The sequence below is a fragment of the Dellaglioa sp. CoH-57-MRSF-22 genome (assembly GCF_056781895.1).
Map to the genome: position 1 here is coordinate 348,519 of NZ_JBXAXT010000002.1, position 14,311 is coordinate 362,829.

The window sequence follows — 14,311 nt, forward strand, 5'->3', positions numbered from 1 at the left end:
CTCAGTATAGACACTAAACTATTCAGTTTGTTGTCTACCTACTTTAGATAAAAAACAAGGGGATCAGAAATATATCTGAATACCTTGTTTTTTATCATACATTTATTCTTTATCTTTTAATTTTTTTTCTAAATTCAAAACTTTAACAATTGTTATGTTTAGTAATTCTTCCCTAATTTTAGTTATTTCATACGATAATTCAAGCAATTTATTTTTAATATTTAAAAAATATACAAATTGTACGATAAAGATTAAAAATAATACAAATAAAATAATAAATAAATTAGGCTCGCTCATTATTTATCTCCTCTAAATTCTTTTAATCTATCTTTTTCTTTCTCAATCTTTTTATTACCATTATTTATTGACTTTTTTATCCTTACTATAGAAAGAGTAAGATATAAATTCATCATAAACACAAATAATAACACCGTTAGCATTGCTGGAATTGCCATCTATATTATCTCCTATATTCTTTATTCTTGTGGCAATGTATCAACCAAAAGTCCAAAAGCAGCAACTGCTGGAGCTGCTACTAATAATTCTGGTATAGAAGCAACAAACGCTACAGCCATGATAACCGCTGACCAATAACAATCCATGCTCCGACAATTTCCAATCCACTAACTATATCATAAACATAATTATACGAAACTTCGGGATATATGGGACTAACCACTGGTTGCTTATAATAAATTTCAATCGTATCTGATATTTTATTACTTTCATCACCCTCTGTATATGATTCATTATACGTTATCTTCATACCAATTTGCCAAGGTTCTTCTGCCCTTGTTGCAACTCCCATTATTAACATCCCGTTTTGGAGATTACCCGCAATACGATTAACTATTCCCATGGTATCTAAATAATTAATAACACCATATTTAATCTTCATTATATCAGCTATATCATTTTGAAAAGAACTCTCCATTTACCATTGTGAATGGTAAATGGAGAAGATGAATTTCCTGTCTCTACACTCCAACTATCTTTAACTGTAAGCCATGCATCTATCCCTGGAAGAACCGTAGGACCATATGTTTTTCCCATTTCAAATGTTATATCTTTAAAAGAATTTAACATTTGCACTGATTTAATAAATCGATGTGTCACCTTATTTACAGATATATCCTCCGATACATCAAAATTCTTACAGCCTAAATCCTTACCTGATGAAGAGACTTGATCAATATCAACTCCACCATGCGTATATTCAGTAAATTGATCAAAGTCCCAACCCTCAGGCATTGGGAACCCTAAGTTTCCACTCCATCCCGTTGACATATTTGAAACATAGAAATTATTTATTTTGTTTCTTTTAGCGTGTAAACATATGTTTCTCGTTCCATAAATACCATCGCTAGGTAGAATACCAAAATAAGCTGTATAATTTTTATTTAAATTTCGTTGCATTGAACGAATATTTTAATCGCCACCCTCGAGTATCTCTTTTTGATTTGTTTTCATCCTCTATTTATTAATTTTCTTTATAATCAACTCTTTGAAATTAGCAGAACTGATATTAACATATAGGTAACATAAGGTTCTTTTTTTCAAATTAAAATCAATCTTTATGATAAACATTTGTAAATATTGAAATAATTATTAGTAGTATTCCAAATATAATCGTTATAAGTATAGCTTGCAAAAAATCAGAACTAATTCCTAGTGACGAGAACAAAATAGAGTTATTTCCTATCCTGATATTTTTAATACTTTCATAGCGTGCAATAGCTGCGATTTGATAACCAGGCCACAATTTTAAAGTATGCTGCATAAAAGCTGGAAGATCCCCATAAACAATATAAGTTCCTGAAAGAAAACCGGACATAGTACCAACAATTGCTGACAATGATGAAAAACTAGACGTAGTATTTAAAAAATCTGTCACCAATGAAAACAGTAAACTTGAAAATACAATTAGTAAAACATTAAATAGAAATACTACAAAAAATGTTACATTATAAGCATTATAATGATAAGTTAGAGATAGATACGCATAACATATTAATGAGAAAATAAATGTCGACACAATACCTTCCATGACTGACGTCAAAGTATACAATTGATTAATTGTACTACTTTTTATTTGACTGTTAACAATAAAATCATCTAATCTCTTATTCTTTTTATCTTCCAGTTTTTGACCAAATGCGATTAGTGTACTAGTCATTGAGACAATAGAAATCAACCCAGAAATCATCCATGTATCAATAAACTGTTCACTATGATTAATTCCAGCCAAAGAATCGACTAAATTAGAGCGAAGAAAAAATATATAAATTACAAGACTTATAACCATACCTAAAAATGAAAAAAAGATACCAACTTTATCTTTTATGAAAATTAGAATGTTTCTTTGAATAAACTGTTTATTCATCCTTAAATTCCTTCCTCCATATTTTTAAATAAGTCAGTATAGGTTGCCTTTCTTATTTCAAAGTTTTCATTTATCAAATGATTATCTTCAATAAATCTCACTGCTTCTGCAGACGTATTAAAATACCTATCATCTTCAGTTTTATTCAAAATTAATTTAACTTTTGAAATTTTATTCATAAATGTAACCATTTCTCCAAAATATTTAACAGTTCCATTTGATACGAAAATAATTTTATTGGCATTTTCTAATTCGCTTAATAGATGAGTAGTAAATAACACACCACAATTATTCTCTTTTAAATACTCATCAAGATCATTCCAAATTAATTGACGTATATCAACATCAATTCCAGCTGACATTTCATCTAATAGTAAGCAATTCGGCTCTACAGCAATCGCTCTTAAATAATTAACAATACGTTTCTGCCCACCAGATAAGCTAGAATACTTTAAGGACTCATTGATGTTCAAGTTTTTCATTTTTTCCTGAATACTTTTTATTTTTTCTTTATTTTTAATTCTGAAACGTAAGTTTTGAATAACGGTCAAATCATCATCAAGAACATTGTTTTGAAAAACAGTCGCTAATTTAACATTAGTTTTAATTATTTTCCCCGTTGATGGCATTAATAACTCCATCATAATATTCAGAATGGTTGTTTTTCCTGATCCATTTAAACCAACGAGAGCAATTTTATCTCCTTGATTGAGATAAAAAGAAACGTCTTTTAGAATACTTCCTCTTGATACATTATCTACTACTAACTTCATTTGACCACCTCATAAAAGTGACTATTTTTCATTCTATCCACGAACAAATTGAATATAATCTGATACATAGTAAACTAAAAACAAACTTTGAACCAGAATTATTATAACACCATGTTAATCGCTTACATAATATTTTGAAGTTTTAATTCAAATATTGTGACGAAGACTGAAAATACGCTTCTACTGATACCATACTGTTTACTAACTTACGTCTTCAATTTAGTTCCCATTAACTATGTTTAAACGGTTTAAATTTTGTATTAAAGTGGAAATTTAATCATAAAAATACCCCTAACGTTTTTCAACATTAGGGGTATAGGTTACATTATTTTTTACAAATGATTACATATTAACGATACTTTAAAGATGATAAATCTTTTAAAAAAAGCCATCCTAAATGTATATTAGTATCATACAAGTATATAAAATTAATTATTTACTTGATCAATTCGTATATTCCTTCAGCATATATGGCAGCAGCTTTCAGCACGTCATCTAAAGGAATAAATTCATTGGCCTGATGCATTGTATCAGGTACACCTGGGAACATTGCACCAAAAGCAACACCACGTTTTAGGAGACGACCATACGTCCCACCACCAACGACTAAACCTTCAGCTTTTTCGCCAGTTTGTTTCGTATAAACACCTAATAATGTTTTAACCAAAGGATCTTCTGGTGAAACGTAATGAGGTCCTTGTAACCTACCTGCTTCAATTACAACATTCATTTCATTTGTTACATTTTCAAGACCACGTTTAATATCTACTTCCGTCATACCTTTAGGGAAGCGGAAATTCAAGGCAATTTGTCCACCTTTATCAGCTTTAAATGTGAAAATTCCAGAATTCATCGTTAAATCGCCCATGATATCATCAGTGAAGGCAATACTAAAGTTGTTCATACGTGAATCTCTGTGTAAGTAATCAGCAGCCAAACGAAGATAGTTAGCAGCATCCCCACCAAAATTAAATTGGTTCAAGAATAATGCCAAGAAAGTTCCGGCATTTTCTCCATTTTTAGGTTCTTGTGCATGGGCTGCTTTTCCTACCATCGAGATAGTCACAATATCATTATTGCGTTCCATTTTACCTGTAACAATATTAGCAGCAATAAAATCGTTAAATACTTCTTCCATCTCAGCGCCGTCTTCTGTTTTAATAACAGCTTTAGCATCGCGAGGAACCATATTTTCACGGAGGCCAGCATCAAATTCAAGCAATTGATCCTTATCTCCATTTGATCCTTTAAAGTTTAAGAAGTAAGTAATATTTCCCTTTTCACCATTAATGATTGGGAAAAATGCATCTGGTGAAAATCCAAAATCAGGTTCAGGCATATTTTCAAGGTAATGAGTCATTCCTCTCCAACCACTTTCTTCATCCGTTCCAATAATAAATCGAACTTTTTTAGAAACTGGTAATCCTAATTCTTGAATGATTTTTAAACCATAATATGCAGCCATTCCTGGTCCTTTATCATCTGAGGCACCGCGAGCATAAATTCGACCATCTTTCACGACTGGTGTGAATGGATCAGTATCCCAACCGTTACCAGCAGGCATAACGTCAACGTGAGCTAAAATACCTAACGTTTCATCCCCCTCACCAAATTCGATATGTCCGGCTAAACCATCAAGGTTTAATGTTTCAAAACCATCACGCGTTCCAATTTCTAAGAATTTATCTAACCCAGCTTTAGGTCCTGGACCTAAAGGTGCTTCAGTTGTTGCAATTGATTCATCACGAACACTTTCAATTTTTAACATTGCAAATAAATCTTCTAATAAGGCGTCTTGACGCTTTTCAACTTCTGCTTTCCAATCTATACTCATTTGAATTCCTCCTAAAATATTAGTAAGCCCATTTTATCACAAAATTTTAATAATCGGTATTTAAAAGCGTATTCAGTTAGATATATTGATAGACCTTACTACTCAATAAAGGAACATCAAAAACAAATAAAATAATAAAAAATTGCTGGCTAGTTACGCCAACAATTTTCTATTTGATTGATTCAATTTCTTCATCTGTTAAAGCACGATAGCGGCCTAACGATAGCGTTGGTTCTAACTCTAAAGTAGCCATTTTTTTACGTTCAAGTCTGATAACTTTCATACCGATAGCTCCAAACATTCGTTTGATTTGATGATACTTACCTTCAGTAATCGTAATTAAAACTTCTGAGATATTTGAATCACTATTATAAGATTCAACAATTAATTTTGCAGGTTTAGTTTGCATCCCATCTTTTAATAGCAATCCGGTTTCAAATTTAATCACATCGTCAGTAGTCACTTGCCCATCAACTTTAGCAAAGTACACTTTATCGATATGATGTTTTGGTGACAACATCTGATGACCTAATTGTCCATCATTTGTAATAAGCAATAGTCCAGTTGTATCCTTATCCAACCGTCCAACTGGAAATAAATCATCCCGATAATCGACGCTATTGAACAAATCCATCACTGTCTTTTGTTTCCTATCTTTAGTTGCCGTTAACACACCTGCTGGTTTATTTAAAAGATAATAATAATATTTTTGATAGTGAATTACATCACCATCTACCTGAATAACCGATTTTGATGGACTAACCTGAAGTTTAATGCTAGTGATTAACTCGCCATCAACAATCACTTTCTTCTGTTTAATAATTTTTCGAACATCACTTCTTGTACCAAATTGCGTTTCCGTCAAAAATTTATCAATTCTCATTTTAAATTAAACCTCACTTAATTCTCAATCTACGGCGTAATCCAGCAACCCGTTCGCCCAATATTTTGTCGGCTAATCTTGTTTTTAAACTGAAGTAAATATATATGTAGCCACCTAATCCAGCGGCAGCAATAATTGTGATAATTGCACTAATTCGGCTGTCTATTGGTAAAAATAGATAAGCAATTTTTACTACTATAAATGCGGTAAAAAATGTTATTAGTGCATAAAGCATCATTTTATTTAATCTTGTTTGTATTAATTTTACATTTAAATGGAACATTTTGTGTAATGAGCGAATCATTAGCCATGAACTTACGCCCATCCCGATCCCTGTAGCTGCTAATGGCCCAAAGGCACCTAACCAAGCTACTAATGGATATTGAACAATTAATTTAACTACCACTCCAACGACAAAATATATAATTGCTTTTTTATTTTGATAAACACCTTGTAAAATAGCAGAAACAACTGTGAATAATCCTAAGAAGATTGATTCATACGCTGAAAATTGTAAAACATAGATTCCAACTGGATCATACCCATAGAAAACAACATATAGTGGGTGAGCAACAGCTGCCATCCCTAAGGCACAAGGTAACATTACGAAAAAGAACAATTGTAAGGTGTCAGAAGTTTGTTCACTCAAAGCCTTTTTATCATTTCTTGTATATGCCTCAGATAATAACGGAATAGCTGTAATAGACATGGCAGACGCAATAGAAATAATAATCATAACTAATTTATTAGCATTAAAACTAAATAATGCCCACAGTTCATTTTGAATCGTTCGTGAGTAGTTTGTAACATGGCTCATAATACCAAAGAAGGTATACTGATCAATCAATCCAAAAATCGTAATGGCAGCGCCAATAATAATAAAAGGAATAGATTCCCTGATAACTTCTTTAATAATTTGTTTGGTAGAAATTGTTAACTTATTATCACTATTGGCAACTAATCGATCCAATTCTGGTTTTCGACGATAAAAATACCATACTAAAACTAGCATTCCGCCTAAGGCCCCAATAAAAGCCGCAAAAGTTGACTGCGTTACACCTGTAATATAACTACCATGACTAATTTTCATGATGATAAAAGTTGCGGCAAGCATATAAATAACTCGAGCAATTTGTTCAAAGAACTGTGAAATTGCTGACGGAGCCATTTCCTGATAGCCTTGAAAAAAGCCTCGTATTAAACTCATCATAGGAATAATCAATAATGCCCAAGATAAGGATCTAAAGACTGGAATCACATTCTTATCACCACTTGTAATGTATGGTGCGATAATCCATAATATTACTGCACAGACTACACCCATAATCGCCATTAAAGCCATCCCATATTTAAATAGGCGTCTTCCAATACCATATTCATTTTGTGCATTGTAATGCGCAACCTGCTTAGCTACGGCTGAAGGAACACCAGCAACAGCAATCATTAAGAAGAAACTGTAAACGTTATAACCCATACTATAAAGTGCATTAGCTTGTAATCTATCTGGTCCCAACCACATATTCCATGGAATAATATAAATTGCCCCTAAAACTCTTGAAAAAATACTACCAGCAGTCATCCAAGCTGATCCTTGCAACATCTTTTGTTTAGCGTCATTTTGTTCAGAAGCTGCTTGGCCCTCTACTTCGATATCTTCATCCATTACTTTTGTACCCTACTTTCTGATCATACTTAATCTTACCATTTTATAGCTTTTAAAATTCAGTTGCAATTTATTTTTTGAATTTTAACCAAAAATAAATAGGAACCACAAAATATCGATAATTTTGTAGTCCCCGTTTACTTAAATTAAAGCTTTAATTTGCGACAATATTAACTAACTTACCAGGGACAGCAATTACTTTTCGAATTGTTTTACCTTCAAGTTCTTCTTTAATTTTGTCATCATTTAAAGCCATTTTTTCTAATTCATCTTTAGTTGCATCTTTTGAAACCACGCTATGTTGACGCACTTTACCATTTACTTGTAAGACAATTTCAACTGTATTTTCAACAAGTTTACTTTCATCAAATATTGGCCATGCAGCATAACTAATTGATTCCTTATTTCCTAACAACGACCAAACTTCTTCAGCCATGTGTGGCGCTATTGGTGCAATCAATTGAATAAATCCTTCAACTTGTTCTTTAGCTAACGATTTAACTTTAAAAGCTTCATTAACAAAAATCATCAATTGTGAAATAGCTGTATTAAAATGAAGTGCTTCGTAATCTTCAGTTACTTTTTTTACTGTTTGATTATAAATCTTATCAAGTTCACCATCATTTTTATCAACAATAGCTGCGCTAATTTGATTATCTTCATCCATAATTAAACGCCAAATACGTTCAATAAATTTATGCGAACCATTTAACCCATCTTCGCTCCAAGCAATTGAGGCATCTAATGGACCCATAAACATTTCATAAAGGCGCAAAGTATCCGCACCAAAACGTTCAACGATATCATCTGGATTAACCACGTTACCTTTAGACTTAGACATTTTTTCATGATTATCGCCCAAAATCATCCCTTGATTAACTAACTTTTGGAACGGCTCTTTAGTAGGTACAACGCCAATATCGTACAAGAATTTATGCCAGAACCTTGCGTATAGCAAATGTAACACAGCATGTTCTGCACCCCCAACATAAACGTCAACAGGTAACCATTCTTCTAACTTTTTATGGTCAGCAATTTCATTAGGGTTATGTGGATCAATAAAACGAACAAAGTACCATGAACTACCAGCCCATTGTGGCATCGTATTCGTTTCACGTTTACCTTTACGCCCATTTTCGTCGACAACATTAATCCAGTCAGTTAAGTTGGCTAATGGACTCTCACCTGTTCCAGAGGGTTTAATATCCGTTGCTTCAGGTAATTCAAGTGGTAACTGATCTACAGGGACTGTTGTTGTTTCGCCATCTTCCCAGTGAATAATAGGAATTGGTTCACCCCAATATCGTTGTCTTGAAAATAACCAATCACGTAATTTATAATTTGTTTTCTTTTCACCAATGTTATTATCTTCCATCCAAGCAATAGCTTTTTCGATAGCATCAGCTTTCACTAAGCCATTTAAAAAACCAGAATTAATATATTTACCAGGTTCAGTATTTGCTTCATCAGTTATTTCAGGTCCTTCTATAACGGGTAAAATATCCAATCCATATTTAGTTGCAAATTCGAAATCTCTTTCATCATGTGCAGGTACTGCCATAACAGCACCAGTTCCATACGATGCTAGAACATAATCAGCAATCCAAATTGGTAATTTTTTACCATTTACAGGATTTATTGCGTAAGAACCAGTAAATACCCCAGTTTTATCTTTAGCTAAATCAGTTCTCTCTAAATCTGACTTAACTTCTATTTCTTTTTGATAAGCCTTAACAGCATCCTTTTGAGAATCAATAGTAATTTTATCAATTATATCTAATTCTGGTGCGACAATAATATAAGAAACACCATAAATAGTTTCAGGACGTGTCGTAAAGACATCAATTTTTATATCATCATGTTGATCGACTTTAAAGTTAACGCTAGCACCAGTTGATTTTCCAATCCAATTTCTTTGTTGCTCTTTGATGCTATCTGGCCAATCTAAATCGTCTAAATCTGAAAGTAAGCGATCAGCATAAGCAGTAATTTTTAAGACCCATTGGCGCATTGGTTTTCTGACAATTGGGTACCCGCCACGTTCTGTTTTACCATCAATAACTTCTTCATTAGCAACAACAGTTCCTAAATCAGGACTCCAGTTAACGGCAACTTCATCTTCATACGCTAAACCTTTTTCATATAATTTTTCAAAAATCCATTGTGTCCATTTATAATAATCAGGATCAGTCGTATTTAACTCACGACTCCAATCATATGAAAGTCCCAAGGATTTAATTTGACGCCTAAAATTATCAGTATTCGTTTTAGTAAATGCTTTAGGGCTATGTCCAGTATCAAGTGCATACTGTTCAGCTGGAAGACCAAAGGCATCCCATCCCATTGGATGTAAGACATTAAATCCTTGCATTCTCTTCATTCGAGCCAAAATATCTGTAGCCGTGAAACCTTCTGGATGTCCAACATGAAGTCCTTGCCCGGATGGATACGGAAACATATCTAATGCATAATAATTTTTCTTTTCAGGATCTTCAGTCGTTTTAAATGTCTGATTTGCATCCCAAAATGCTTGCCATTTTTGTTCGATTTCTTTATGGTTATATGCCATGTGTATTACTTCCTTTCTGATTATATATACAAAAAAGTCCTATAGAAGATAAACTTCTATAGGACGAATTTTCCGCGGTACCACCTATTATTCCAGTATAAAATACTGACTCTTTTTCATAACGTGAAATAACGTTCGCACCTACTACCGTTCAGTGAGAAAACTCAAGGATGAGTTCAAATAACCAACTATGTATATTTCCACTCCCATATACTCGCTGAAATAGTTAGTTACTTTACTAGTTCCTCTTAATCGTTTTATATTATTTTTAGTGTAGCAAACGAACCCTGTTATTGCAAATAATCTTTAGTCTTTTTATCGAATAAATTAATAATAATTGCAAGAATTACAATAAAAATACCTGCTATATATATCCCATGAAGACCTTGATACAAAACTTCACGTAATTTTGGTATTAAATGTTGCGGTAGTTGGTTAGCCGTTTGCGGATTAATTAAAATATCCATCATGCTGTCCTTTGTTCCAGGTGTTTTTACTATTTCCTTATGCATTTGTGTATTAAATATGATCCCAAAGACTGAAATCATTAATGTTTGTCCTAATGTACGACTTAAAGTATTAAATGATGTAGCCACACCTACGTCAGCCTGTGGTACTAAACTCTGTGCAGTAACTGTCGTAGTTGTAATGGTAATCCCAAATCCAATCCCTAGTACAGCCGAAATGATAAAGAAAAGATAAAAAGGTGTATTTATAGGCAAAGTACCTAGTGCAATGGCACCCACTAAAATAAAAAATAGACTAATCGATAAAACTTTTTTTGGTGTCCAAGCTGCCATCATACTTCCAGCAAAAAAGGAACCAGCTATCCATAAGATGGAACTGGGTGTTACTGCAAATCCTGCCATTGATGCTTTTAATCCTAATATTCCTTGAGTCCATGTTGGTATATAAACTTCAAATCCAATTAAAAATCCAGATATTAATGCTGCTACTACATTTTGAATCACAAATGTTCTATTATTAAAAAGTTTCAATGAAATAATTGGATCTTCAACTCTTTTTTCCCATTGAATAAATAATAAAAGCGACATAATAAATATAAAGAAAGAAATTAAAACAATCAGGTCTATACCATCATCGCCCCAACGTTGAAAACTATATAAAATAGATAAAATACTAAGCATTAATAATATACTGCCTAAAAAATCTATTTTTGAACTCATAATTCTTCGCTTTTCTTTGAAAAAAATTTGTATCATTGCTATCGTCACTAACCCAATAGGTAAATTAATGAAAAATACCCAGTGCCAATTAAGATGATCAACAATGAAACCACCTAACAATGGTGCAACTATTGACGCTATACCCCAAGCAGATCCGTTTAATCCCATTATTTTAGCACGTTTGTCCACAGAATAAATATCAGCAATTATAGTAAATGACACTGGCATTATAGCACCCGCCCCGATACCTTGAATAGCCCGCGAAATAATTAATGTGGCCATACTATTAGAAAATCCACAGAGAGTTGAACCAACCAAAAATATGACAAGACCAAAAATAAATACTGGTTTACGTCCTAAAACATCTGCGAGCTTACCGTATATTGGTGTCATCATGGCATTAGTTAATAAATATATTGAAAAAACCCAATTCATTAATGAAACACCATGAAGTTCACCAACAATAGTTGGCATAGCTGTTGAAACAATTGTTCCTTCAACGGCTGTTAAAAATGTTGCTACAAATATAGCAATTGTAACTAATTTTACATTTGTTTTTGAATTCATAAAGTACCTCCTAAATAAAAAATGACTCTATTAAAATGATATTTAATAAAGTCATTTTTTATTTTAATTTAATTCGTTAAGTAAACTTTTAATCTTATCTGTTTTTTCCCAAGGTAAGTCAATATCTGTACGACCAAAATGACCATATGCTGCTGTCTGTTTATATATTGGGCGACGTAAGTCTAACATTTCAATAATTCCTGCAGGCCGTAAATCAAAAATTTTACGAACAGCTTGAACTAAATCCAATTCGTCATATTTAGATGTACCAAATGTATTAATATTAATTGATACAGGTTGAGCAACCCCAATTGCATACGCAAGTTGAACCTCAACCTGTGATGCAATTTTAGCTGCAACTATATTTTTTGCAATATAGCGAGCAGCATAACTAGCTGAACGATCAACTTTTGTTGCATCTTTACCGGAGAAAGCACCTCCACCATGATGTGCATATCCACCATATGTATCAACAATTATTTTTCTTCCAGTAAGTCCAGCATCACCCTTTGGACCACCGATAACAAATCGTCCGGTTGGATTAATATAATACTTTGTATCTGAATCCAACAAATCAGGGTCAATAATAACTTTAATTACTTTTTCAATCATATCATCTTGAATTTGTTTCAATTCCGTTTTTTCATCATGTTGTGTAGAAATAACAACAGTGTCAATTCTAAATGGTTGACCTTTATCATTATATTCAACAGTTACCTGTGCCTTAGCATCAGGTCTTAAGTATTCTAATTCCTTATTTTTTCGTAAACTTGCAACACGTTGCATTAATTTGTGACTAATTGAAATCGGTAATGGCATGAGTTCCGGTGTTTCGTCTACCGCATATCCGAACATTAATCCTTGATCACCTGCACCAATCTGATCTAAAGGATCTAAATCACCGTTTTTAGTTTCTAAAGATGTATCAACACCTAATGCAATATCAGGAGATTGTTCATCTATAGCAACCATAACAGCACAATTATCACCATCAAAACCAACTTGTGAATTAATATATCCAATTTCCTTAATAGTTCGTCTTACTACCTGCTGAATATCAACGTAGGCATTTGTTGATATTTCACCAACTACAAGAACTAAACCAGTTGTTACAGTTGTTTCGCAAGCAACCCTAGCATTAGGATCCTTTTCTAAAAGTGCATCTAATATTGCATCACTTATTTGATCTGCAACCTTATCCGGATGACCCTCTGATACCGATTCTGACGTGAATAGATGTTTTTCAGTCATTTTTATCTCCTTAAAGTAAATAAAATTAAAAAAAGAACCTCAACTATAAAAGTTTAGGTTCCAATAATACCTGTGACGGTCCTAACCGGATTTGAACCGGTGATCTTCCGCGTGACAGGCGGACGTAATAACCCCTATACCATAGGACCAATTGCGGGAGCAGGATTTGAACCTACGACCTTCGGGTTATGAGCCCGACGAGCTACCAGACTGCTCCATCCCGCGATAATATTAAACTGACCCGTACGGGATTTGAACCCATGTTACCGCCGTGAAAGGGCGGTGTCTTAACCACTTGACCAACGGGTCATAACACGAAAAACGGAGAAGGAGGGATTCGAACCCTCGCGCCATTTTCACGACCTACACCCTTAGCAGGGGCGCCTCTTCAGCCACTTGAGTACTTCTCCATAAATTATTGATGGGCCTAAATGGACTCGAACCATCGACCTCACGCTTATCAGGCGTGCGCTCTAAACCAGCTGAGCTATAGGCCCAAAATCATAAAAGCGGGTGACGAGAATCGAACTCGCGACAACAGCTTGGAAGGCTGTGGTTTTACCACTAAACTACACCCGCAAAATATTATAAATAAATGGCGCAGGACAGAATCGAACTGCCGACACATGGAGCTTCAATCCATTGCTCTACCAACTGAGCTACTGAGCCATTAAACGGTCCTAACCGGATTTGAACCGGTGATCTTCCGCGTGACAGGCGGACGTAATAACCCCTATACCATAGGACCTTCGATGGAGGTTACAGGGCTTGAACCTGTGACCCTCTGCTTGTAAGGCAGACGCTCTCCCAACTGAGCTAAACCTCCAACATACACTATTTACTTTATATGACCCGTACGGGATTTGAACCCATGTTACCGCCGTGAAAGGGCGGTGTCTTAACCACTTGACCAACGGGTCAATTTGCAACGGAGAATAAGGGATTCGAACCCTTGAAACAGGAAACCCGTTTACATGATTTCCAATCATGCTCCTTAGACCAACTCAGACAATTCTCCACATTACAAAATAAAAACTCCGGCAGTAGGACTCGAACCTGCGACATCTTGATTAACAGTCAAGCGCTCTACCAACTGAGCTATGCCGGAATAAAATAATAAAAAAAGCATGGCAACGTCCTACCCTCGCAGGGGGCGACCCCCAACTACTCTTGGCGCTAAGAAGCTTAACTTCTGTGTTCG

12 protein-coding genes, 12 tRNA genes, 1 rRNA gene and 1 other annotated feature are annotated in these 14,311 nt (G+C 34.0%); all 25 genes read right to left on the bottom strand.

Going from position 1 to position 14,311, the window contains the following annotated elements; all coding sequences use genetic code 11:
* Positions 1-102: 102 nt before the first annotated feature.
* On the bottom strand, positions 103-297 hold the full coding sequence (locus tag AC1RPR_RS03565) for a hypothetical protein (protein ID WP_481761162.1): 195 nt from the start codon (positions 295-297) through the stop codon (positions 103-105).
* Positions 297-455 (bottom strand): hypothetical protein, encoded by a 159-nt coding sequence (locus tag AC1RPR_RS03570; RefSeq protein ID WP_481761161.1) that lies wholly within the window; start codon positions 453-455, stop codon positions 297-299. Before AC1RPR_RS03570 ends, AC1RPR_RS03565 begins: the two co-directional genes overlap by 1 nt.
* Positions 456-565: 110 nt before the next feature.
* A complete protein-coding gene (locus tag AC1RPR_RS03575) occupies positions 566-898 on the bottom strand; it encodes a hypothetical protein (protein ID WP_481762171.1) in 333 nt (110 codons plus the stop codon).
* An 8-nt stretch (positions 899-906) separates the two neighbouring features.
* The gene (locus AC1RPR_RS03580; protein WP_481761159.1) at positions 907-1,416 is read right to left on the bottom strand and encodes a hypothetical protein; all 510 of its coding nucleotides are present in this window, start codon (positions 1,414-1,416) and stop codon (positions 907-909) included.
* A 151-nt stretch (positions 1,417-1,567) separates the two neighbouring features.
* Positions 1,568-2,248 (bottom strand): hypothetical protein, encoded by a 681-nt coding sequence (locus AC1RPR_RS03585; protein ID WP_481761158.1) that lies wholly within the window; start codon positions 2,246-2,248, stop codon positions 1,568-1,570.
* A gap of 137 nt (positions 2,249-2,385) precedes the next feature.
* Entirely contained in the window at positions 2,386-3,156 is a 771-nt protein-coding gene (locus tag AC1RPR_RS03590) for an ATP-binding cassette domain-containing protein (RefSeq protein ID WP_481761157.1), read from the bottom strand.
* 436 nt (positions 3,157-3,592) lie between these two features.
* The gene (gene pepV, locus AC1RPR_RS03595; protein WP_481761156.1) at positions 3,593-4,990 is read right to left on the bottom strand and encodes a dipeptidase PepV; all 1,398 of its coding nucleotides are present in this window, start codon (positions 4,988-4,990) and stop codon (positions 3,593-3,595) included.
* A gap of 169 nt (positions 4,991-5,159) precedes the next feature.
* On the bottom strand, positions 5,160-5,873 hold the full coding sequence (locus AC1RPR_RS03600; protein ID WP_481761155.1) for a pseudouridine synthase: 714 nt from the start codon (positions 5,871-5,873) through the stop codon (positions 5,160-5,162).
* A gap of 13 nt (positions 5,874-5,886) precedes the next feature.
* Positions 5,887-7,536, bottom strand: coding sequence for a putative polysaccharide biosynthesis protein (locus tag AC1RPR_RS03605; protein ID WP_481761154.1), 1,650 nt, complete (start codon positions 7,534-7,536; stop codon positions 5,887-5,889).
* Positions 7,537-7,690: 154 nt separating this feature from the next.
* Entirely contained in the window at positions 7,691-10,105 is a 2,415-nt protein-coding gene (gene leuS / locus AC1RPR_RS03610) for a leucine--tRNA ligase (RefSeq protein WP_481761153.1), read from the bottom strand.
* 56 nt (positions 10,106-10,161) lie between these two features.
* Positions 10,162-10,367 (bottom strand) — a binding site (T-box leader).
* A gap of 28 nt (positions 10,368-10,395) precedes the next feature.
* On the bottom strand, positions 10,396-11,859 hold the full coding sequence (locus AC1RPR_RS03615) for an MDR family MFS transporter (protein WP_481761152.1): 1,464 nt from the start codon (positions 11,857-11,859) through the stop codon (positions 10,396-10,398).
* 63 nt (positions 11,860-11,922) lie between these two features.
* Positions 11,923-13,110 (bottom strand): methionine adenosyltransferase, encoded by a 1,188-nt coding sequence (metK, locus tag AC1RPR_RS03620; RefSeq protein WP_481761151.1) that lies wholly within the window; start codon positions 13,108-13,110, stop codon positions 11,923-11,925.
* A 76-nt stretch (positions 13,111-13,186) separates the two neighbouring features.
* Positions 13,187-13,259, bottom strand: a tRNA-Asp gene (locus AC1RPR_RS03625).
* Positions 13,260-13,261: 2 nt separating this feature from the next.
* Positions 13,262-13,335, bottom strand: a tRNA-Met gene (locus tag AC1RPR_RS03630).
* A gap of 12 nt (positions 13,336-13,347) precedes the next feature.
* A tRNA-Glu gene (locus AC1RPR_RS03635) sits at positions 13,348-13,419 on the bottom strand.
* A gap of 13 nt (positions 13,420-13,432) precedes the next feature.
* Positions 13,433-13,520 (bottom strand) — tRNA-Ser (locus AC1RPR_RS03640).
* 12 nt (positions 13,521-13,532) lie between these two features.
* Positions 13,533-13,607, bottom strand: a tRNA-Ile gene (locus AC1RPR_RS03645).
* Between the two features lie 11 nt (positions 13,608-13,618).
* Positions 13,619-13,689: transfer RNA gene (locus AC1RPR_RS03650), tRNA-Gly, on the bottom strand.
* Positions 13,690-13,706: 17 nt separating this feature from the next.
* Positions 13,707-13,779 (bottom strand) — tRNA-Phe (locus AC1RPR_RS03655).
* A 6-nt stretch (positions 13,780-13,785) separates the two neighbouring features.
* A tRNA-Asp gene (locus tag AC1RPR_RS03660) sits at positions 13,786-13,858 on the bottom strand.
* 5 nt (positions 13,859-13,863) lie between these two features.
* Positions 13,864-13,936: transfer RNA gene (locus AC1RPR_RS03665), tRNA-Val, on the bottom strand.
* Positions 13,937-13,958: 22 nt separating this feature from the next.
* Positions 13,959-14,030, bottom strand: a tRNA-Glu gene (locus tag AC1RPR_RS03670).
* Positions 14,031-14,039: 9 nt separating this feature from the next.
* Positions 14,040-14,128 (bottom strand) — tRNA-Ser (locus tag AC1RPR_RS03675).
* Between the two features lie 17 nt (positions 14,129-14,145).
* A tRNA-Asn gene (locus tag AC1RPR_RS03680) sits at positions 14,146-14,218 on the bottom strand.
* Between the two features lie 17 nt (positions 14,219-14,235).
* Positions 14,236-14,311 (bottom strand): 5S ribosomal RNA (gene rrf, locus AC1RPR_RS03685); the annotation flags it as partial.